Source organism: Streptococcus alactolyticus, assembly GCF_012277075.1.
Classification (GTDB): domain Bacteria; phylum Bacillota; class Bacilli; order Lactobacillales; family Streptococcaceae; genus Streptococcus; species Streptococcus alactolyticus.
Genome location: NZ_JAAXMT010000008.1, coordinates 1 through 21,776, shown reverse-complemented (window position 1 = coordinate 21,776; position 21,776 = coordinate 1). Strand labels below are relative to the sequence as shown.

At 39.5% G+C, this 21,776-nt stretch carries 23 protein-coding genes and 2 pseudogenes; 8 read left to right on the top strand and 17 right to left on the bottom strand.

Annotated features, from left to right (window positions below):
* Positions 1-139 precede the first annotated feature (139 nt).
* Both rpoB and pbp1b read right to left on the bottom strand, forming a co-directional pair.
* Positions 140-3,712, bottom strand: coding sequence for a DNA-directed RNA polymerase subunit beta (gene rpoB / locus HFK82_RS05265; protein ID WP_168261065.1), 3,573 nt, complete (start codon positions 3,710-3,712; stop codon positions 140-142).
* A 343-nt stretch (positions 3,713-4,055) separates the two neighbouring features.
* Positions 4,056-6,371 carry a penicillin-binding protein PBP1B gene (gene pbp1b / locus HFK82_RS05260; RefSeq protein WP_168261064.1) on the bottom strand — a complete coding sequence of 772 codons (2,316 nt, stop codon included), beginning with the start codon at positions 6,369-6,371 and terminating at the stop codon, positions 4,056-4,058.
* Between the two features lie 111 nt (positions 6,372-6,482).
* On the opposite strand from pbp1b, the gene tyrS reads away from it, so the two are divergent.
* Positions 6,483-7,742: a tyrosine--tRNA ligase gene (gene tyrS / locus HFK82_RS05255; protein ID WP_168261063.1), complete on the top strand. Its 1,260-nt coding sequence runs from the start codon at positions 6,483-6,485 to the stop codon at positions 7,740-7,742.
* 1,439 nt (positions 7,743-9,181) lie between these two features.
* On the opposite strand, the gene HFK82_RS05250 is transcribed toward tyrS, so the two are convergent.
* From HFK82_RS05250 to HFK82_RS05190, 14 genes are all read right to left on the bottom strand, one after another.
* Positions 9,182-9,787 carry a hypothetical protein gene (locus tag HFK82_RS05250; protein WP_240928843.1) on the bottom strand — a complete coding sequence of 202 codons (606 nt, stop codon included), beginning with the start codon at positions 9,785-9,787 and terminating at the stop codon, positions 9,182-9,184.
* Between the two features lies 1 nt (position 9,788).
* Positions 9,789-9,974 (bottom strand): hypothetical protein, encoded by a 186-nt coding sequence (locus tag HFK82_RS08985; RefSeq protein ID WP_240928842.1) that lies wholly within the window; start codon positions 9,972-9,974, stop codon positions 9,789-9,791.
* Positions 9,975-9,994: 20 nt separating this feature from the next.
* On the bottom strand, positions 9,995-10,255 hold the full coding sequence (locus HFK82_RS05245) for a hypothetical protein (protein ID WP_168261062.1): 261 nt from the start codon (positions 10,253-10,255) through the stop codon (positions 9,995-9,997).
* A gap of 4 nt (positions 10,256-10,259) precedes the next feature.
* Entirely contained in the window at positions 10,260-10,481 is a 222-nt protein-coding gene (locus HFK82_RS05240) for a hypothetical protein (RefSeq protein ID WP_168261061.1), read from the bottom strand.
* A 347-nt stretch (positions 10,482-10,828) separates the two neighbouring features.
* A complete protein-coding gene (locus tag HFK82_RS05235) occupies positions 10,829-12,235 on the bottom strand; it encodes a VapE domain-containing protein (RefSeq protein WP_168261060.1) in 1,407 nt (468 codons plus the stop codon).
* Positions 12,210-12,758: a hypothetical protein gene (locus HFK82_RS05230; RefSeq protein ID WP_168261059.1), complete on the bottom strand. Its 549-nt coding sequence runs from the start codon at positions 12,756-12,758 to the stop codon at positions 12,210-12,212. The genes HFK82_RS05235 and HFK82_RS05230 overlap by 26 nt, the downstream gene beginning before the upstream one ends.
* A 134-nt stretch (positions 12,759-12,892) precedes the next feature.
* A complete protein-coding gene (locus HFK82_RS05225; RefSeq protein ID WP_240928924.1) occupies positions 12,893-13,015 on the bottom strand; it encodes a flagellar biosynthesis protein FlgC in 123 nt (40 codons plus the stop codon).
* A gap of 38 nt (positions 13,016-13,053) precedes the next feature.
* A complete protein-coding gene (locus tag HFK82_RS05220; protein WP_168261057.1) occupies positions 13,054-13,326 on the bottom strand; it encodes a hypothetical protein in 273 nt (90 codons plus the stop codon).
* A gap of 11 nt (positions 13,327-13,337) precedes the next feature.
* The gene (locus tag HFK82_RS05215; RefSeq protein ID WP_168261056.1) at positions 13,338-13,673 is read right to left on the bottom strand and encodes a hypothetical protein; all 336 of its coding nucleotides are present in this window, start codon (positions 13,671-13,673) and stop codon (positions 13,338-13,340) included.
* Positions 13,670-13,933, bottom strand: coding sequence for a hypothetical protein (locus tag HFK82_RS05210; RefSeq protein WP_168261055.1), 264 nt, complete (start codon positions 13,931-13,933; stop codon positions 13,670-13,672). The genes HFK82_RS05215 and HFK82_RS05210 overlap by 4 nt, the downstream gene beginning before the upstream one ends.
* The gene (locus HFK82_RS05205; protein ID WP_168261054.1) at positions 13,930-14,088 is read right to left on the bottom strand and encodes a hypothetical protein; all 159 of its coding nucleotides are present in this window, start codon (positions 14,086-14,088) and stop codon (positions 13,930-13,932) included. Before HFK82_RS05205 ends, HFK82_RS05210 begins: the two co-directional genes overlap by 4 nt.
* Positions 14,066-14,326 (bottom strand): hypothetical protein, encoded by a 261-nt coding sequence (locus HFK82_RS05200; RefSeq protein WP_168261053.1) that lies wholly within the window; start codon positions 14,324-14,326, stop codon positions 14,066-14,068. The genes HFK82_RS05205 and HFK82_RS05200 overlap by 23 nt, the downstream gene beginning before the upstream one ends.
* Positions 14,327-14,534: 208 nt before the next feature.
* Positions 14,535-14,831, bottom strand: a complete 297-nt coding sequence (locus tag HFK82_RS05195; RefSeq protein WP_168261052.1) for a hypothetical protein — start codon at positions 14,829-14,831, stop codon at positions 14,535-14,537.
* A gap of 315 nt (positions 14,832-15,146) precedes the next feature.
* Positions 15,147-15,368: a helix-turn-helix domain-containing protein gene (locus tag HFK82_RS05190; protein ID WP_012962608.1), complete on the bottom strand. Its 222-nt coding sequence runs from the start codon at positions 15,366-15,368 to the stop codon at positions 15,147-15,149.
* A 147-nt stretch (positions 15,369-15,515) separates the two neighbouring features.
* On the opposite strand from HFK82_RS05190, the pseudogene HFK82_RS09200 reads away from it, so the two are divergent.
* The 7 genes and pseudogenes from HFK82_RS09200 to HFK82_RS05155 form a co-directional block, all read left to right on the top strand.
* A pseudogene (locus tag HFK82_RS09200) lies at positions 15,516-15,749 on the top strand (helix-turn-helix domain-containing protein); the annotation flags it as partial.
* 159 nt (positions 15,750-15,908) lie between these two features.
* Positions 15,909-16,277, top strand: a complete 369-nt coding sequence (locus HFK82_RS05180) for an ImmA/IrrE family metallo-endopeptidase (protein ID WP_168261050.1) — start codon at positions 15,909-15,911, stop codon at positions 16,275-16,277.
* Positions 16,278-16,507: 230 nt separating this feature from the next.
* Positions 16,508-17,653: a tyrosine-type recombinase/integrase gene (locus tag HFK82_RS05175; protein WP_168261049.1), complete on the top strand. Its 1,146-nt coding sequence runs from the start codon at positions 16,508-16,510 to the stop codon at positions 17,651-17,653.
* A gap of 244 nt (positions 17,654-17,897) precedes the next feature.
* Positions 17,898-18,746: a 4-(cytidine 5'-diphospho)-2-C-methyl-D-erythritol kinase gene (gene ispE, locus HFK82_RS05170; protein ID WP_154454153.1), complete on the top strand. Its 849-nt coding sequence runs from the start codon at positions 17,898-17,900 to the stop codon at positions 18,744-18,746.
* Positions 18,747-18,836: 90 nt separating this feature from the next.
* Positions 18,837-19,283 (top strand): zinc-dependent MarR family transcriptional regulator, encoded by a 447-nt coding sequence (locus HFK82_RS05165; RefSeq protein WP_168261048.1) that lies wholly within the window; start codon positions 18,837-18,839, stop codon positions 19,281-19,283.
* On the top strand, positions 19,280-19,981 hold the full coding sequence (locus tag HFK82_RS05160) for a metal ABC transporter ATP-binding protein (protein ID WP_168261047.1): 702 nt from the start codon (positions 19,280-19,282) through the stop codon (positions 19,979-19,981). Before HFK82_RS05165 ends, HFK82_RS05160 begins: the two co-directional genes overlap by 4 nt.
* Positions 19,981-20,799 carry a metal ABC transporter permease gene (locus HFK82_RS05155; protein WP_154454156.1) on the top strand — a complete coding sequence of 273 codons (819 nt, stop codon included), beginning with the start codon at positions 19,981-19,983 and terminating at the stop codon, positions 20,797-20,799. Before HFK82_RS05160 ends, HFK82_RS05155 begins: the two co-directional genes overlap by 1 nt.
* Before the next feature lie 43 nt (positions 20,800-20,842).
* On the opposite strand, the pseudogene HFK82_RS05150 reads toward HFK82_RS05155, so the two are convergent.
* A pseudogene (locus tag HFK82_RS05150) lies at positions 20,843-21,776 on the bottom strand (IS3 family transposase); the annotation flags it as partial.

Genomic DNA, 21,776 nt, shown 5'->3' with positions numbered 1-21,776 from the left:
TTATGTTCTTTGAAAATAGCCAAGCTACTTTCTTAAATGCGACAACTTACAAAGAAAACTTCATAAGCTTTTTATCTCTGTTTTAGCACACCATCAATACTATGGAAAGCTAAGAAAGCTTCCCATAGCCTGACTGGCTTTATTTTTCTTCAGATTCTTCTTTGATAGATGCTTCTGCTTTTTCGGTTTCTTGTTTTTGACGTGCTTTTTCAAGGTCATCAACGTGCATGACATCATCATCTTCACCTTCGTCAAGATCACGGAGTTCTACTTCGTTGTCATCTTCGTCAAGCACACGCATATCAAGACCAAGAGATTGCAATTCTTTGACAAGAACTCGGAATGATTCTGGCACACCTGGTTTTGGAATTGGCTTACCTTTAGTGATGGCTTCATAAGCTTTAAGACGTCCGGTCACGTCATCAGACTTGTAAGTCAAGATTTCTTGAAGAACATTTGATGCACCATAGGCTTCCAATGCCCAAACCTCCATCTCACCAAAACGTTGTCCACCAAATTGTGCTTTACCTCCAAGAGGTTGTTGGGTAACGAGTGAGTAAGGACCTACTGAACGAGCGTGAAGTTTATCATCAACCATGTGGTGAAGTTTGATCATGTACATGATACCCACAGACACACGGTTATCAAATGGTTCACCTGTACGTCCGTCATAAAGAACGGTTTTAGCATCGCTGTCCATACCAGCTTCACGAACGGTATCCCAAAGGTCGTCAGAAGTTGCCCCATCGAAAACTGGAGTCGCAATGTGAATACCAAGGTTACGCGCAGCCATACCAAGGTGAAGTTCCATAACTTGTCCGATGTTCATACGAGATGGCACCCCAAGTGGGTTCAACATGATATCAACTGGTGTTCCGTCTGGAAGGTAAGGCATGTCTTCAACTGGAACGATACGAGAAACAACCCCTTTGTTTCCGTGACGACCGGCCATTTTATCTCCAACTTTGATTTTACGTTTTTGAGCGATGTAAACACGAACCAACATGTTAACACCTGATTGTAATTCATCACCGTTAGCACGTGTAAAGATTTTAACGTCACGAACAACACCATCACCACCGTGTGGCACACGAAGTGACGTATCACGCACTTCACGTGATTTATCACCAAAGATAGCATGAAGAAGGCGTTCTTCAGCAGAAAGATCTTTCTCACCTTTAGGTGTCACTTTACCAACAAGGATATCCCCTTCTTTAACCTCAGCACCGATACGGATAATACCCATTTCGTCAAGGTCTTTCAAAGCTTCTTCACCGACGTTTGGAATTTCACGAGTGATTTCTTCAGGGCCAAGCTTTGTATCACGTGTTTCTGATTCAAATTCTTCCAAGTGAACAGATGTGTAAACATCTTCTTTAACCAGACGTTCACTCATGATAACCGCATCCTCGAAGTTATACCCTTCCCAAGTCATGTAAGCGACAATTGGGTTTTGACCAAGAGCCATTTCACCTTTTTCCATTGAAGGACCGTCAGCGATAAAGTCACCTTTTTCAACGATATCTCCAACTTTAACAAGGGTACGTTGGTTGTAGGCTGTGCCTGAGTTTGAACGACGGAATTTTGTAATGTGGTAAACATCAAGTGAACCATCTTCACGACGCACTTCTACTTTTTCAGCGTCTGAGAAGACAACGCGTCCATCGTGTTTTGCGATAACGGCAGCGCCTGAATCGTGGGCTGCTTGGTATTCCATACCTGTACCAACATATGGTGCATGTGGGTCAATCAACGGAACGGCTTGACGCTGCATGTTGGCACCCATGAGGGCACGGTTTGAGTCATCGTTTTCAAGGAAAGGAATACATGCTGTCGCAACGGCAACTACCTGTTTAGGAGAAACGTCTACGAAATCAACAACGCTTGCTGGGAACTCTTGGTTATTACCTTGGTGACGTCCCATAACGATGTCTTCAGCAAATGTACCGTCTTCGTTTAGTTTTGAGTTTGCTTGTGCAACAGTGTACTCATCTTCTTCATCGGCAGTCAACCAAACGATTTCGTTTGTGACAACACCTGTCGCACGGTCAACTTTACGATACGGTGTTTGGATGAAACCATATTTGTTCAAGTGTCCGTAAGTTGACAAGTTGTTGATCAAACCGATGTTAGGTCCTTCAGGGGTTTCAATCGGACACATACGACCATAGTGAGTGTAATGCACGTCACGAACTTCGTAACCTGCACGGTCACGTGTCAAACCACCAGGTCCTAAGGCAGACAAACGACGTTTGTGTGACAACTCAGAAAGTGGGTTGTGTTGGTCCATGAACTGTGACAACTGTGAAGAACCGAAGAATTCTTTAACCGCAGCTGTTACAGGACGGATGTTGATGATTTGTTGTGGTGTCAAGACTTCGTTATCTTGAACAGACATACGTTCGCGAACGTTACGTTCCATACGAGCAAGACCAATACGGAATTGGTTAGCTAACAACTCACCAACGGCACGGATACGACGGTTACCAAGGTGGTCGATATCATCCACTTTACCAAGACCTTCTGCAAGGTTCAAGAAGTATGACATTTCTGCCAAGATATCCGCTGGTGTAAGGGCACGCACTTTATCATCAGGGTTTGCGTTACCAACGATTGTTACCACGCGGTCTGGGTCAATTGGTGACACCACTTTGAATTTTTGAAGCACAACTGGCTCAGTAACAACAGCGTAATCGTTTGGTGTGTAAACGAATTTGTTAAGGTCACCGTCCAATTGGTCAGCGATAGAATCAATCACATCGCGGGTCATAACAGTTCCTGCTTCAACAAGGATTTCCCCTGTTTCAGCATCAACCAAATTTTCAGCGATTGTTTGATTCAACAAACGTGTTTTAAGGTTTAATTTTTTATTGATTTTGTAACGACCAACAGCTGCCAAGTCGTAACGACGTGGGTCAAAGAAACGAGCTACAAGCAAGCTACGCGAGCTGTCAGCAGTTTTTGGTTCACCTGGACGAAGGCGTTCGTAAATTTCTTTGAGGGCTTCGTCTGTACGTGAATCCGCTGGGTTTTTGTGAATGTCTTTTTCGATGGTGTTGCGGACAAGTTCGCTATCACCAAAGATATCCATGATTTCATCATCACCTGAGAAACCAAGGGCACGCACAAGTGTTGTAAATGGAATTTTACGCGTACGGTCAATACGAGTGTAAGCAATGTCTTTTGAATCTGTTTCTAATTCAAGCCAAGCACCACGGTTAGGAATAACCGTTGAACCGTATCCAACCTTACCATTTTTATCCACTTTGTCATTGAAATAAACACCAGGAGAACGAACCAACTGAGAAACGATGATACGTTCACCACCATTGATGATAAAGGTTCCCATTTCAGTCATGATTGGGAAATCACCAAAGAAAACTTCTTGGGTTTTAATTTCGCCTGTTTCTTTGTTAATCAAACGGAAAGTGACAAAAATTGGTGCTGAATAAGAGGCATCGTGGATACGAGCTTCCTCAAGCGTATACTTAGGCTCTTTTAACTCGTAACCAACAAATTCAAGTTCCATAGTATCTGTAAAGTTACTAATTGGAAGCACATCTTCAAAAACTTCTCTTAATCCATTATCCAAGAAGTCTTTAAAAGAATCTGTCTGAATTTCGATCAAGTTTGGTAAATCAAGAACTTCCTTAATTCTTGAAAAGCTACGACGTGTACGGTGTTTCCCGTACTGAACTTCATGTCCTGCCAAAGTGTATTACTCCTTCATTAAAATACAGAGGTCAATCGACGCTTGACGGCTTTGTTTTGTTTGTTTAATAACCACACAAAACCCTAGCATTGACCCAACTAGCTCTAGAATACGTTGCCGTATTCTGCCAAAGTTGTCCTTAATGTGAATTTTTAGAATCTTTAAATATAGGTTACAAATGCTGTATTCTTCCAAAATTAAGCACAAAAAGAGCAGCTAAATCTAACACCATTAAGAGTGATTTAACTGCTGCAAACCTTAGTTGGACAATATTTCAACTAAGGTAGACGACAAATAGTTGATACTATTATACCTTATTTTTGATTTTTTTGCAAGTGATATGTTAGTTGCTACTTGTTGTGGTAATAGAAGAATTATGCAGCAAACTATCCCAAGCTTTGGTGTAGTCGCTGTCGGTACCACCGATGGCAAATTTATAAGTCATATTACCTGCTCCATTTTTCGCCCAATAGCTTGTCGTGGTTTCGCCATTAACCAAGAGTGGACGTCCATTAACCGTTACAGTTCCTGGCTGCAATCCTGTCGCTTTTAGGACGGTTGATTTGATAACGCTAGAAGATAGGGAGTACTTGTCATTGACCCCTATTGCGCTCGAATCGGCATTGTAAATGGCATTGACCAGATAAGCCATGTATTGCGCATTGTACTTGTAACCCGTGCGGGAATCCATAGACGTGTTGTCATCATTTCCTGCCCAACCACCTAAAGTGATTTTTGGCGTTGACAACATGAGCCAAACATCGGTGTAGTTGTCTGTCGTTCCCGTTTTTCCTGTCCAATCAGCACTTGCTGCCGTTTGATTCAAGTCTTTCAAATCATTGTAAAATTCTGTCGTAGCCCCACCTGTGACCACTTCTTTCAACAATTGATTCAAAATGCTTGCCGTCGCTTCTGAGAAGACACGAACAGGATTGGCCTTGTGTTGGTAAATAACCTGACCTTTATTGTCAGTGATGCTATCAACCAAGTACCCTTTGAGGTAAACACCACCATTTGAAATCATCTGGTAGGCATTGACTTGCTGAAGAACAGTTGTTTCAATACCACCACCCAGCGGTAAACTTTCAATATTGTAATTGTCGATATCGTATCCCATTTTATTCATGTAAGATTCCACATCAACATTATTGTTTAACAACATTTGGTAAGTCCAATAAGCTGGGATATTCCAAGACGTGTTCAAAGCTTCTTGCAAGGTAATCATTTCTGTTCCGACATCATTACCGTGCATAATGGCTTGACCACTTGAAAATGACGTAGGATAGTTTGACAACATGCTGGCACTACCCAAAAGGCCTTGATCAATGGCAATACCATAAGCGATAATTGGCTTGATACTTGATCCTGGTGAGCGAGCGGTGTCAAAGGCGTGGTTATTTTGGTTTGTTGTGTAATTCCTTCCTCCGACAAATCCTAAGATAGCTCCCGTATCATTAGCCATCAAGACATTACCAACTTCGACCATTTTAGCATTATCTTGGTCAAGCGTACTGCCGTACTGTGCCACAGTATTTTGCATGGCATCATAAATCGACTTGTTAATCGTCGTCTTAACCGTGTACCCACCTTGTTGCAAGGTTTCTAGAGCTAATTCTTTGTACGATTCTTTAGTAGTATCGTTTTTAAGCTCTTGGTCAGAAACCCCATTTTGCTTAATCAAGTAGTTATACATGATGTCTTTAGCTTCACTGAGAACCGCATAGTAAAGGAAGTCGTGCTCATTGGTTGTGGCTGATTCTGACGGAATGAAGTCTTGGCTCACATCATAAGCCTTGTACTCTTCGTACTCGGATTCCGTTAGGTAGCCCGCACGGTACATATTGTAAAGAACATCTTGTTGACGAGATAAGCCGTAAGCTAAATTGTCCTTGTCTTTTAATTGCCCTGTTGCTGTATAAGGTGAATAGACAATCGGACTTTGTGGCAAACCAGCTAGAAAGGCTGCCTGAGGCACCGTCAAATCTTTAGCCGACACGCCAAAGATACCCCTTGCTGCCTCTTCAATCCCAGCAATATTTTCACCTTTATTATTGCGACCAAATGGCGACACATTTAAATAATCCGTCAAAATCTCATCTTTGTTGAGGTAACGTTCCAAAGCCAAAGCGTAAATAATCTCACGCGACTTGCGTTTAAAGGTCGGATCATCTCCCAGCACCTGTTGTTTAATCAATTGCTGCGTAAGAGTCGAGCCACCGCTGGTTTCGCCCAACCCCAAAACAGATGCCAAGGTTGCCCGAAAAACAGCTTTAGGCACTACCCCATCATGGTTTTCAAAATTTTCATCCTCAGTCGCAATGATGGCTTTCTTGACATTATCAGAAATAGCACTACTCTCAACAGGAGTCCGCAACAAATCCGTGTCAATACTTGCAATCGAGCTACCATTAGAATAAGTCATCTCAGACACCCGACTCAAGGATGTTACTTGTTGAACCAAGGTATCCTTATCAGGTACCTTAACCGAGTCAATCTGACTAGCCAGATAACCAAAGGCAATCCCTATGCCCAACATACCAAATAAAATAATAATAATATAAAAAAAGTCAGCTAATAGTTTGAAGGTTCTTAAAATGACAGAGCCCAACTCTAACAAACCAAACGACTGACGTGGTTTTTTTCTCTTTTTCTTAAACATTCAAATACCTCATTATTCATTATACCAAACTTTGATAAAGCTTGCATAGAGGGATAATATTTTGATATAATAGCCTGTAAACTATACTATTTTCAACGAAGGAGAACGCTCATGAATATATTCGAAGAATTAAAAGAACGTGGCTTAGTTTTTCAAACAACTGATGAAGAAGCCCTTGTCAAAGCATTAACAGAAGGGCAAGTATCCTATTATACTGGTTATGACCCAACTGCTGACAGCTTGCACCTTGGACACTTGGTGGCTATCCTCACGTCACGCCGTCTTCAATTAGCAGGGCACAAACCTTACGCTCTTGTTGGTGGGGCAACTGGCTTGATTGGTGACCCATCATTTAAAGACGTTGAACGTAGCCTCCAAACCAAAGAAACCGTTGACAGTTGGGTGGTTAAAATTCAAAATCAATTATCTCGCTTCCTTGATTTTGACAATGGTGACAACAAAGCAGTCATGGTCAACAACTACGATTGGTTTGGGCAAATCAGCTTCATCGACTTCTTGCGTGATGTCGGAAAATACTTTACAGTCAACGCCATGATGAGCAAAGAATCTGTAAAAAAACGTATTGAAACAGGGATTTCTTACACAGAATTTGCTTACCAAATCATGCAAGGCTACGATTTCTACGAATTAAACGACAAATACAACGTAACACTCCAAATCGGTGGGTCAGACCAATGGGGTAATATGACAGCTGGTACAGAATTATTGCGTCGTAAAGCTGATAAAACTGGTCATGTGATGACTGTTCCACTTATCACCGACTCAACTGGTAAAAAATTCGGAAAATCAGAAGGTAACGCCGTTTGGCTTGATGCTGACAAAACATCACCATACGAAATGTACCAATTCTGGCTCAACGTCATGGACGATGATGCTGTTCGTTTCTTGAAAATTTTCACTTTCCTTTCATTGGAAGAAATTGCGGACATTGAAAAAGAATTTAACGCTGCTCGTCACGAACGTTTGGCCCAAAAAATCTTGGCGCGCGAAATGGTAACCTTGGTTCACGGCGAAGAAGCTTACAAAGAAGCCTTGAATATCACAGAACAACTATTTGTAGGAAACATCAAAAACCTTTCAGCAAAAGAATTGAAACAAGGGCTTAACAACGTGCCAAACTACGCTGTTCAAGCTGACGACAATCTTAATATTGTTGAGATTTTAGTGGCAGCAAAGATTTCACCTTCAAAACGCCAAGCACGCGAAGACGTTCAAAACGGAGCCATTTACCTCAATGGTGAACGCATCCAAGATTTGAACTACACGCTTTCAGAAACCGATAAAATCGACGATGAATTAACTGTTATCCGTCGTGGTAAGAAAAAATACTTCGTACTGGACTTTAGATAACCATACGCTAACATAGAACTCTTGAAACGTTGATATTATAGGATTTATGGAAAAACCTATCTCCTTACATTTTTACTTATTTCTATCAAAAGTCCACAAAAAGGGGAGTAAATTTTTACGAGTTCAGCAGGCAAGAAACTAGCACCCAAAAGGTGCTTTTTTTAGTTTGTCCGTGGTATAATATAATTGTTCTTGATAAACTTCCTTTATACTTTTAAAAGTTCGTTCATGGCTAACACTTTCTATTGGTTACCCCACTATTGGGGTAGCTTTTCTTTTTGCTCATAGGTCGTTATATAGGCGCGTGAATTGTTCCAAAGAAAAGCCCTAACAGTTCACCCCATCATAAATAGCCATAATATTATTACCATAAGCGTGTACATCGCTTCTTTTTTTAGTCATGTACTCGCTCAATCTGTTTTGTCTCGTCTTTAGTTTCTTGTCTGTGTTTGTCCATGCCATTGTTCACGCGCTTACAGTTGTATATAGCCATATAAAGCCAATGTTAGCAAAGGTTAGCAAAATAGAAAAGGTAGGTTTTTCAAGGTTTTACAACCGTACTAAAAAATACGCTTGTTACTACATTTCACTACATTAGTAGGCTTTTATACTCACCCAACTATTCTAGTTGTTAAGTTTTGTTAAGTTTTTACCGTGTATTTAAGCTTTTATACTCACATTTTCCAACAAATCTAACACCATAAAAGACAGTTATATACTCACGCAACTATTCAAAATATAAAACGTTTAATAATTTTATTTTTATCCCATGCTATTTTTATATCTGTCTTCTTATTGTAGCGCTGTCATAACCGTGATATAATAATTACGGCGCAAGCCAAAATAAATATAGAAAATGGTATAATATTAGTAACGGATTTCATATTTTACGAGGGCTTTTGCGTGAGCGTGGTTTTTTCGGGTCTGTAGGTTCGTCCTATGGGCTTTTTTTGTGTCGTCTAAAAGCTGAATAGATAGATAGTTAACTGGTAAATAAAATACAATCAAAATAAGACCTTTCAAGGTTATATGACACCCCCTAAAAATCTAAAAAAATGGCGCGTGATACAAGCGAACACCTTGCAGCGGCTCTCCTTGGCACAAAACAGGGGGCGGGGGTCAATTAAAACAGCAAGGCAATATAATTATACCCCCAACAATTAAAACAGCGCTGTGGGGATTTTAGGAGGGTTCTCGGGCGTGCTAGAAAAATCAAAAAGGGAAAACCGCACACAAAATAGGGCAGCGTTGTTATATCCGAACAATAGCAAGCCCCGTTTAAAATCAATGGGGTATTTCCGAATAATAAACAAGGGAAGCGCGTGCTTACTGTATTCCTACTGTTTTCTACTGTATCCAAACAAACAGAAAAAGCCTACTGATAATCAGTAAGCTTCTTGTCTGTGTTAACGCTTGATACTATGATAACAGTTTTTGAATTAGTCTTCTTTGTTTAAACTTGTATCATAGTATTCTAACCCTTGATACTCGTTAGCAATATCTAAAGACTTAAATAAATCAATCGCTTCATTATCCAACATCTCAAGCGTTCCCATTGCTGTTTCACTATCTGCAATCAAAGGTTCATCACTTAGCAAACGCTCAGCATAATCTAACAACTCACTCTCATACAATGCAACCTTATCAACCAATTCTTCAAACGTTGCTTGTTCCTTTAGTTGTTCTTTTCGTTCGTTAACATACTTGTCAACAGTACCATCGCAAGCAATCTCACGCGCTTCGTTGTCGCTGTCTTCTACTTCTTTCATCAGTTCGTTATCTTGTGCCATCTCGTTTTCTTCCTCTTCTTCCTCAATTGACTTTGGTTGATAATGTAGTTCTTTATCTTCTAACATCATCAAGAAGCTTTCTAAACAATTGAAAACACTAAAAGCAATCGCTTCATATTCTTCTTGTTTCTCTTCAGGGAGGTAGCTCTTATAGTCTTTTGTCTGTAGTAGTTCAGATAGCTCGCAAGTTTCTTCTACCCATGTTTTGAGTTCTGTTAGGGTCATTGGTGCTGTTGTTTTGTTTGTGTTAGTCATATTAGTTTACCTCCTCATAAATAACCATGATATTATCGCCGTAAGCTTGTACATTGCTCACTTTCTTATCAGCCATGTACTCGTTAATTCTGTTTTCTAATTCTTCATTAGTTTCTAGCCTAGTCCTTGGTATGCCATTGTAATGCCCGTCGGGAAGTACCCCATGTTTGAATAGTTTAATTTTCATCTGTTTTTGTCCTTTCTGTTTTATAACGTGTTGCTAATTCGCCAAATAGCACTCCCAACGCTTTCTAAGCCGTCTTGGATCCTTTTAGCATTCTCACTCTGACGGTCTAAGCGCTCAACATCTTTGTAGCTTTCGTAAAGTGTCGCCGATAGCTTACAAATTTCTATGGCTGTTTGTTCATCAAGTTGGTATCTTTCCTTGATTGTCAGAACTGTATCAACTAGCATGTACACAAAAACCATGCTATTGTTATAAGTCGTTTTCATATCTTGTTTTTCCATTTGCTTACTTTCCTTTCTTAGTATCTGTTGGGATTGCAAAACCACAATCAAACACCCATTTATATCCACGTCTTACCAATTCTTGATAGGTAAAATCGTCATCACCATTTTTGGCGCTTACGGCAAAAACAATTCTGTTAATATAATCATAGCCTTGTTGACCGTTTGGCAATTCTAGGCGGTAGGTTTGGTTGTCTGGTAGTGATTGATAATTAATTTTTGTCATTTTTGGATTTCCTTTCTTGATTTTTACTCCAAAATACCCCCCAATTTACACCATTGAAAATTTTTACTCCACCACCTAAACCCTTGATACATAAGGATTTGACCGTATTTGTGGCGTAAAAGAGCAAAAATTTCCGTCCGCTATATTATATATATGTATATGGTATATTGCTATATACTAAAATATTTTATTTTTATATAGAATTTTATTTATATTTACTCTATAAATATGCCTAACTCCTTGATATATAAGGGGTTAAGGTATGGAGTGGTTTTTTTAAAATATCGTTTTCATGGAGTAAAAGAGGTATTTTTTGGAGTGAAAATAGTCTTTTATGGAGTAAAAATTTAATGCTTTTTGATAAATCCGCTTGTTCTGCGCTTACCAAAATACACAGCCCTCTGATATTCCCAACCGTCAAGGCTGTTCATATAAATTTTGATTTTCTTCTTGATTTTGGAAGCTGGCTCGCGCTCATCTTCAAATATCTCATAGATAACATCATTGATGTTCAAACGGTCACGCGCTACCGTTCCCACCCATTCAGTCCCCGCCTGTCGGTCGTCATTGGTCTTGTAGGCTGTGCCTGTTTCTTCTAAATCAGTATAATACTGTTTGCGATAGTATTTTATGGTGGTAACGTCAAAAAAATCTTCTGGGATTTTGATAGACAAATACCACTCCAATTTTTCAATAATATCATCTTGATATTTGTATTTCGCACGTTCTCTAGCTATTAGTTTGCCCTCTTCGCTAGTATCATCATAATAAAGTTTGCTGTTAATCTCATAGGCTTTATAGTAGTTGCCCCAGATATTCAATAAGTCCTGTGGGCTTATCTGGTTAACTTGCTTGTCCGTCTTTGGTAATACCTCAACACCTAAAAAGCGCCTATCGCCTGTAAAGTCCCTTAAATGCCCTGTATCGTTTGTTGTCCGTGTGAAAACAAAATCAACGGGTATAATCTCTGTTGATTTTCCGTATGGTCGTCTGATTCTGATTTCTCTCATGGTTATAATCTGCTTTAATTCGTTCGGTTTGATTTTATTAGTGGCGACTAACTCATCATCATTTACCGCCCATAATTCAACCATTTTCAAAAGGTCGTCCTTTTCGGTGTAAGAACTAATTTCACCGTAAAAACCTTTAAAAATCTCACGTAAGAATGTTGTTTTACCTGTTCCCTGCTTACCAACCAAGTCAAGACAATAGTCAAACTGTATCCCTGCATGATAAACCCTTGCAATCGCTCCACGGAACATTAAATCAAAAACAATTCGGTTATATTGGTTATCTTCGATATTGATATACTTTTGAATAACCTCAAACGGGTCTACTGGTTCGGCGGTTGCTTTGGCTTTCTCTAAAAATATCTTGATAGGGTTATAGCTCTTGTTTAAAGCAATGATTTTTACAACGTTGGCTATGTCATTTTCTTTATACTCCAAGCCCCAGCATTCGGACAAATAAGCCCACAACTGCCTAATAGTATCATCAGACAACAGCCCATGTTTGATAGTGATATAGTCGGATAACTGTTGATTTCGGGTAACCTCTACATTTTTTGTCGCTTCATTGTATTTAAACAGCTTATTTAACTTAATATCCTCCCCACGGAACAATAATAAGAGGTTGTTTCGGTTTTTGATGATTTTCCCGTTCTCATCTCGTTTTAGTCGTCTACTGTTGATACTCGTAACATTGGTTTTATGGTCTGGCACTTTTTCGTCAAGCTGATTTAAAAAGTCGCTCATTCAGTTCCTCCTTGAAAATCGTATTAATGGTGTTTAGAAAGCAGATATTAAGGTTATTGCTTTTGGTTAAGCTAGCATACAACTGTGTTATTTGCTCGTATGAATAGCCGTTTAGATAAAATAACTTAACAAAGGCTATGATTTCTTCTTTGCTAGATAATCCGTAAGCTATCCAATCAAACACAAGTCCCATGATAGGCAATGGGCTTCCTGCTCTCTGCCTACTTAGGTATTCATGTTCTAACTCGCCTAACACGTCCGCCAACTTGTTTCCCACGCTTGCTGTTTGGTAGTCTCTAGCAACTTGCCAACCGTCCTCTAAATAGCTTTCTAGGTCGTCTGTGGCGGTTACAGTTACCGTGATACCTTTATAGCTAAATGGCACTAGATAAAAGTCTGGTGGTTGGTAGTAGGTCATCATGACGTGCTTACCTTTGGCAAGGGTTCGCGTTTGGTTGTCCTTTAGAAAATTAAATAAAGGTAAGACCTGCTTATTAATTTGTAAGTTAATGAATTGATACATACTAACGCCCCTTTCTCCGTTTCTTTTTCAACTTTTTCAGTCTCTTTCTCTCTTTTTGTTGTTCCAATGTAGGACGGCGGTCTTTGTAACGCTTCTCATTGTGATAATGTCCGCTACCTTGTGCGGGGTGTGTGTTATATCTGCCCATTATCCAACTCCTCTAACATTCCGATGATCTGCGGTAGTTTTTGGCTTATCACTCGTAAGACTGCTTGGCTAGTGTTCAAATTACCATCAACCAATGCGACTTCCGTCAACGTCTGTAGGTCGTTTAGTTCGGGTATGATATCATCAATCATTTTTCTACTCCTAAAAACAATAAAACGTCATCAATTTTGTAGAATACGGTGCGCGTGCCTTCGATTGGGGGAATGTATCGCTTTAATCCTGCCTGTTCCCAACGTTGCAACGTGTTAAAGCTAACAGACAAGTCTGCTAGTAGTTCATCTTGTGCGATTAGCCCCAATGTTTTAGGTTTCGGCTTGGTATAGGACTTTAGAAAACTAGATACCAGTTTAAGCACTTCCATTTTTAGGCTTTCTTCGCTTTCTTTACTTAATCCAAACATACTTTATCCCCTTATTCCAAAAGTTCTTTTATAAGCTCCCTAGCTTTTTCAGGTTTTGAATTGGCTAGGGCTGTCACTCGTTTTTGCTCCTCGCTTATTTGATTTATAAGAGAGGTAACCCCCTCTAATAACTCCGCCTGTGTTGTTGCAATAAATACCCCGTTAATCCCTCGATTTCGTAACCCTGTTATGGGTATGCTGTATTTAATGGCTAACCGCCTTAGAATGTCACGCGCTCCCCTTTCGGTTATTGGTAACCCTCTGATTATCTCTCTTGTGGTCTTTGCGTTTTCTTTACCAAGTCCCAACCGCCTTAATAATTGTTTTTCGTTCTTTGATAAGCTCATAAAAGCACCTCCCTATTCTCTAATGTTTCCACCTTGTCGCCTAGCTTAATAAGTTGCTCCTGAATTGTGTCGCTGTTGTCTTTTAACATTCTAATAACGTCTATTGTGTTTTCTAGTGTATTAGAAATAATAATAAGATTTTTTGCTAGTTGTTCCGTGGTTAATGCTGTAGCTTCCTCAAAAGTAAGGTTTGATAGGTTGTAACGTGTTTTCTCTAAATTCTTTTGAATGTCTTGAAAGTTGATAACATTGTCTGTCATGGCAACAATTCTCCTTTATCTAGCTTGGCAATCTGATTTTCAACCCATGCTTTCCTATCTTCTCGCCGTTCCAAGTGTTTAAATTCTTCTAATTCGTCAACCGTTGCGCGTGCCTTGATAAGGTCAGCTATTTTATTCAACTCTTTGTCTGTCATTGTCTGCCTCCTCCTCAAAGTTGATTAGTTTAAAAGCTATGTCATCAATTTCAGCACTCAATTTTTGCATTTGTGTGTAGATATTTGAAAGCACCTTTGTAGCCATGTATGCCGTGGTGGTGATATCTGCTTTATTGTTTAAAACTGTCACTGCCTCGCTGGCGTGTTGTATCATTTCCAATCTTGGAAGTAAGTCACTTAGTGCAAAGCCAAGTTTTTCAAGTTCATCTTTTTTCATGTTATGCCTCCTTAGTTGTAATATCGTCCCTGTGATTGAATATAAGCCCCGTAGCGCTCTTGGATATGGCTATCTGCCTTAATTTCCTGTGTCTGCTTTTTTTCCTCTTTTGTTGGTGGCTCATACGTTAACAGTAGAAAAATAACAATCGGGACAATAATTATAATAAGAATGTCCGCCCATATAGGGAAAATAGGCTCTTGGTATATCATGCCTCAACCTCTTCTTTCTTGCTTTTTGCAGGTAACCTGTTAACGGCTCGCCAAACAATGTCATTTGTAATTTCATAACCTAGAGCGTTCCATGCTTGCTCAAAAGTATCGGCGCTCCCTTTGCCTAAATTCATATAACCAATTATCACGTTAGCAACAATCACATCGGCTGTATATTCGTCATATTGTGCCGTGAAAAACGATTTTGCCTTTGCTTTGCTCTCTTGTCGCTTTCTGAATGTTGCTAACTGTTCTTCGGTGTATTCTTCCTCGTCAATTGAAAAAATAGCCATGTTATTTCCTTTCTTCTTTGGTTTTTTCTTGTTGCCCTTTAATGCTGTTTACTATACATACCAATTTTTTTGTAGTTTTAAGAGTTCTCGCTCTCTGTCTGGGAAAAATGTTTAAAGTCTGCTATAATATAAATATAAAACCTTTTCAATAATGGCTTGCCTGTCTATTTATTTGAAATGGTTATTGTGTTTCATTTTCTGGGACTTGGGTTGTGGTTAATCAAGTCCCTTTTTTTTATACTCTCACGCGCCTAATCTTTCGGTGGTACTAATATCACCATTGGATTATGTAAAGATTGCACCTTTTTGCTTCGTTTAGTTTCTGAGTTCTGTTTTTTTCGTACTATCGCCTAAAAAAATATCATCTAATTTTACATTGTAAAGAGTAGCTAAATCTCTTAAAAGTTCAAAAGGTATATTCGTACTGTTTTTTTCGTACTTTGAAATGGTTTGAAAATTCTTGTTAACTTTTTTAGCCACCTCTCTCAATGTATAGCCTGCGTTGATTCTGCAAGCTTTTAACGTCCATTGTTGCATTACTTTACGTCTCCTTTCAAAAAAATAACAAATCAATAGTACTATTTTATCCGTACTGAGTCAAGTATTTTTGTAAAAAAGTTTCATTTTTTTAGTACTTAGTGCTATAATGTTCCTGTGAAATAATTTCAGGAGGTATAAATAATCATGTCAAAAAATAGCCCCCAAGATATAAAAAATAGGGAGATATTCTCCCAAAATCTCAACAGAATTATGAAAAACAAAGGTGTTAGACAAATAGATTTACATAACAATCTAGGTATCCCCAAAAGCACTATAACAGGATATGTTAAAGGTTATTCAATGCCAACGTTTGGCAATATCCAAAAAATAGCCGATTATCTCAACGTCAAAAAATCAGACCTTGACCCTCGTTTTTCTGCCAATAGTTCCGCACTTAAAAACGACACCGAACCAATACCAGTAGAGGATTTAAAAAACAGGTTCATGACGTTTGACGGTAAACCGCTAACAGAAGATGACTTGGAAGCAATCCAAACCATTATAGAAGTATATCTAGGAAAACAAGGCGGTAACTAAATGGAAGAATTGGAAAAACTAGCTAGCCAATACGGGTATAAAGTTCTATTTTTTTCGCCTGAATTTTGGGGACGTGCTGGGGTGATAGACCATGTTAAAAAAATAATATTTGTTAACGCTATGGCAGACCCAATAACCATTAAAAAGGTCATCTACCACGAGTTAGGGCATAAAGACCATAACCCCGCCAATTATGACCGATTGCGTGAAAAATACGAATTACAAGCCAACAAATCCATGTTACAAAATCTTGTAGCGGAAGAATTAAAAAACATTGAATTGCAAGACTTTAATATTTTACAATTTTGTCAAAAGTATCAGCTAAAAGAAAGCTATTATATGGATATGCTATATTCTATGTTAACCTAACCCACGCGCCATCATTCGCCTATATTTTGGCTTACAGTAGCGCTCAATTTTGAGCTATTTCTATACTATGATTTTCTATGATTTCTGACCTGCCTAGATATTACATAGGTCAACCGTTTTGTTACGTCATATACTAGGATTTTCCAGTATTTCATTCCAACATTTTCCAACAATTCATATAAACCTAAAACCTTTTCAATAATGGCTTGCCTGCTGTAGAAAGGTTTATCATGAACATCAAAGAAGTTATTAAAAAAAACGGTACAAAAGTGTACCGCTCAAATGTTTATTTGGGAGTAGATAGCATTACAGGAAAGAAAGTTAAAACGACTATAACAGGGCGAACGAAAAAAGAAGTTAAAGCTAAAGCCCAGCAAGCCCAAAACGATTTTAAAGCTAACGGGTCAACCGTATTCAAGAGGGTAAAGGTCACCACATATAAGGAACTCGCTGCCTTGTGGTTAGAAAATTATCAAATGACAGTTAAACCCCAAACACTCGTAAGCACGCGCCAGTTTTTGAAAAACCATATTTTGCCCGTGTTTGGTGATATGCAGCTAGACAAGATACATATAGCACACGTACAAAGTTGGGTAAACAAGCTAGCTTTCAAGATTGTTAATTATGGGGTGGCTGCCTCAATAAACAAGCGTATTTTACAGTATGGGGTTAGTATGCAATTGATACCGTTCAACCCTGCGCGTGAAGTTATTCTACCTAGACCACAAAAGGCAGGCGCTAACCGTATCAAATTCATAGATAAGGAAGACTTGAAAACATTCCTAGACTACATGGAACGACTAGCACCAACCGCCTATAATTATTACTATGATAGTGTACTGTATAATCTGTTACTTGCTACTGGGTGCCGATATGGGGAGGCTGTAGCTCTTGAATGGTCTGATATTGATTTTAATAGTGCAACTATCAGCATTACCAAGACTTATAACAGAATTGTAAAACAGGTTGGCACCCCTAAAAGTAAAGCAGGTATCAGAACTATCAGCATAGATAACAAAACTATTCTCATGCTCAAGCAGTACAGGAACAGACAACGTCAAGCATTTATGGAGATTGGTTCGCCTGCTCCTGCCTTGGTATTCTCTACAACGGTATCACAATACCCAAATAGTGACGCTAGAACCAAGTCACTTAGACACCGTTGCAAGGAAGCGGGTATCCCACAATTTACCTTTCACGCTTTTAGACACACGCACGCTAGTTTGTTGCTTAATGCTGGTATTAGCTATAAAGAATTGCAGCACCGTCTAGGACACGCAACGTTAGCCATGACCATGGACACGTACAGTCACTTATCAAAAGAGAAAGAAAAAGAGGCGGTACTGTATTATGAAAAAGCTCTCCAAAATTTGTGAAAGTCCACAAAAAGGGGAGTAAATTCAAAACAATAGACCTAAAAACACCCCTCAAACGTTGATAGTATAGGATTTTAGATAGCAAATAAGAAAAAATACTTCGTCTTGACTTACTAATTTATCCTGACTCTAAGAAGACCGTTTGGTCTTCTTTTTTGTGGCTGCCCTTTTTGAGTGAGGTCAAAATACACTCTTTCACATTTATTTGTTATAATAGTCTTTAATATGTTAAAAGGATTATTATATGGCTATTATTGAAAAAGCTCCCGCGAAGATTAATTTAGGATTGGACATTGTCGGGCGTCGCTCTGACGGCTATCACGACTTGTCTATGATTATGGTCAGCGTGGATTTAAACGACTACATCACAGTATCTGAAATAGATGACAATGCCATTATCGTTGAATCGAACAATCATAAAATGCCACTCAACGATAAAAACGATGTGTTTAAGGCTGCCAAACTCATTCGTGAAGCCTACCACATCTCCTCTGGCGTCAAGATTGAATTGCAAAAATCTATCCCGATTTGTGCAGGTTTGGGAGGCGGGTCAACCGACGCCGCTGCTACGATTCGTGCCCTCAACCAATTATGGCAACTCCACTTATCCAAACAAGAAATGGTCGCAATCGGACTTGAAATCGGTACAGACGTGCCGTATTGTCTAGAGGCGGGGTGTGCTTTTGTGTCTGGAAAAGGGGAAATCGTTGAACACCTCGACCACCACCCTTCAGCTTGGGTAGTCTTGGTCAAACCTGATTTTGGCATCTCCACTCGAACCATTTTTCCTGAAATCGATTGCCAAACCATCTCAAGAGTTGATATTGCTTCTTTAAAAGAAGCCATCTTGACAGGCAATTACAAGCAAATGATTGCAAACATGGGCAATTCCCTCGAGGACATTACCATCAAACGCAAACCATTTATCCAAAAAATCAAACAACGAATGCTCAGTTGTGGAGCCGACGTCGCCTTGATGTCGGGCAGCGGACCAACTGTATTTGCCTTGTGCCAATCAGAAAAGAAAGCCAATCGTATCGTGAACAGCATGCGTGGATTTTGTAACGAAGTTTACAAGGTGCGGATGTTGTAGTGTAAAGGGTCAACTCATTGATTCTTTTTTTCTTTTTTGATATAATTAACTGGTTAATTATTATTGCAGCAGACGAAAGGGTGTGAAAAAATGCCAATCGCAAACCAAGTTGACCATTTGGTTAATCAAATCTTGTTAAAAGCAGAAAACCAACACGAATTGTTATTTGGGTCTTGCCAAAGTAACGTGTCCCTTACCAATACGCAGGAGCACATTTTGATGCTATTGTCACAGGAACGCCTGACCAATTCAGAATTGGCAAAACGCTTAAATATCAGCCAGGCGGCTATTACAAAGGCCACAAAATACCTTGTCACAAAAGGCTTATTGGCTAGCGTTAAAAACAAGGAGGACGCTAGAGTCACTTATTTTGAATTAACCGATAATGCCAAACCCATTGCTCAAGAACATATGCACCATCATGACAGCACTATTGCTGTTTATGAAAAACTGCTCGGGCAATTTTCTGAAAATGAGCAAGCTGTGATTACCCGCTTTTTAGACATCTTTTTAGTCGAATTGGAAAGGGAAGCATGAGATACATTACTGTAGAAGATTTATCGTTTCAATATGACAGTGAACCTGTTTTAGAAGGCATTCATTACCACTTAGACAGCGGCGAATTTGTCACCTTGACAGGAGAAAATGGTGCTGCCAAATCAACCTTGGTTAAAGCAACTTTGGGCATTTTATCTCCTAAAAGCGGTCGTGTGACCATTTCAAAGAAAAACAAGGACGGAAAAAAACTACGCATTGCCTACTTGCCGCAACAAATTGCCAGTTTTAATGCTGGTTTTCCTTCGACCGTCTATGAATTTGTATCATCTGGCCGTTACCCACGAAACGGTTGGTTCCGCCGTTTAACCCAGCACGACGCCGAACACATCAAAACTAGCTTAGAATCTGTTGGTATGTGGGAAAACCGCCACAAACGCATTGGTAGCCTCTCAGGTGGTCAAAAACAACGCATTATCATTGCTCGTATGTTTGCTTCAGACCCTGATATTTTCGTCTTTGATGAGCCCACAACAGGTATGGACGCAGGAACAACCGAACGCTTTTACGAACTGATGCACCACAGTGCCCACCAACACGGAAAGGCTGTTTTGATGATTACCCACGACCCCGAAGAACTCAAAAAATACGCTGACCGCAACATCCACTTGATACGCAACCAAGAAACCAGCTGGCGTTGCTTTAACGTTCACGATAACGGTGGGAAGGAGCAAGTCTAATGGCCGAAATTTTATCTTATGATTTTATGCAGCGAGCCATTCTAGCTGTCATTGCAATTAGTGTTTTCGCCCCTATTTTAGGCATCTTCCTTATCTTACGACACCAAAGCTTAATGAGCGATACCTTAAGCCACGTATCCTTAGCAGGAGTTGCCTTGGGAATTTTACTAGGAGTTTCAACCACCTGGTCAACCGTCATTGTGGTCACCATTGCAGCTGTTATTTTAGAATACCTGCAGACCGTTTACAAGCACTATATGGAAATCTCCACCGCGATTTTGATGTCGCTCGGTTTGGCTATCGCACTCATTGTCACAAGTAAATCAGACAATGGAAATGTCAATTTGGAACAGTACTTGTTTGGTTCGATTATCACTATCAATTCAGGACAGGTTATCGCACTCTTTGCCATTGCCATCTTAGTCCTCATTTTGACAGTTCTGTTCATTCGCCCAATGTACATTTTAACCTTTGACGAAGAAACAGCTTTTGTAGATGGCCTACCTGTGCGCCTCATGTCAGTCTTGTTTAACATTGTCACTGGAATTGCCATCGCCTTGACCATCCCAGCTGCTGGGGCACTTTTGGTGTCAACCATCATGGTTCTCCCAGCAAGTATCGCGATGCGCCTAGGGAAAAACTTCAAATCCGTTATCTTCATCAGCATTATCATCGGCTTTATTGGCATGATAACAGGGATTATGGCCTCATATTATTGGGAAACACCCGCTAGTGCAACTATCACCATTATCTTTGTCGCTATCTTCCTCCTCGTCAATATCTCTAACCTCATCCAACACCGCCTCAATTTCAGATAAAAAAGCAGTGAACTGATCTGACCCCAAAAAGTTGGACAAGTGATTATTGAAAGGATTTAGTCCTGTATTGTACAGGGCTGAGTCCTTTTAGTTTTACTTGAATACGTTTGTTATTGTAATAATCTAGGTAATCTATAATGGCTTGTTTAAGTTCATCTAGCGATTTGAATGTCTTCTCAAAGCCATAAAACATTTCTGATTTTAAGATACCAAAGAAGGATTCCATCATGTCATTATCTGGGTTATTGCCTTTACGGGACATGAATGGACGAATTCCCTTTTGATTAAGAAATTCATGATAACATCGCTGGAATAGCAAATTCTGTGACATCTGTATAACATTTTTCATAGGGCTTTGAAGCTTCAAACTGACATTGGATGAGATTATCGGCTTTCTTACCAACTTCACCCTTGTAAGATGAATAGTGACGTTTGCGGCGAATGCGTGCCGTTACATTCATGAGTTTCATTAAGCGTTGCACTTTTTTGTGGTTGACCAAAAAGCCTTGGTTTCTTAGTTCCAAAGTGATACGACGATAGCCATAATTAGCTTTATGCTCATCATAAATCGTCTTGATTTTAGCTTTAAGAGCTTTGTTCTTGTCAAGCTTATTTTGCTGTTTCAAGTGGTAATAGTAAGTTGAACGAGCTAAACCTGAAAACTCTAAAAGGATATCTAATCTAAATCCTCCTCTAACCATTTCTCTAATTGTCGCTGTTGTTCGCGCATTTTTGCTTCGTCCCTCAAGCGAGCTTCTCTCAACTTTTTTAGAAATGCCACCTCGGTCCGTAGATGCTCATTTTCCTCTCTAAGTCGTTCTAACTCTGTCATTTCTTCCCAAGTTTTCTCCGCTTTAGGTCCCATTTTAGAAGATCTCCCTCTTGTTTTCTCAACAATAGCATACCCATTTTTCTTATATTGTACTAGCCAATTGGAAAGAGTTCCTATGTTAGGAAGAGTATAATCGAGAGAAAAG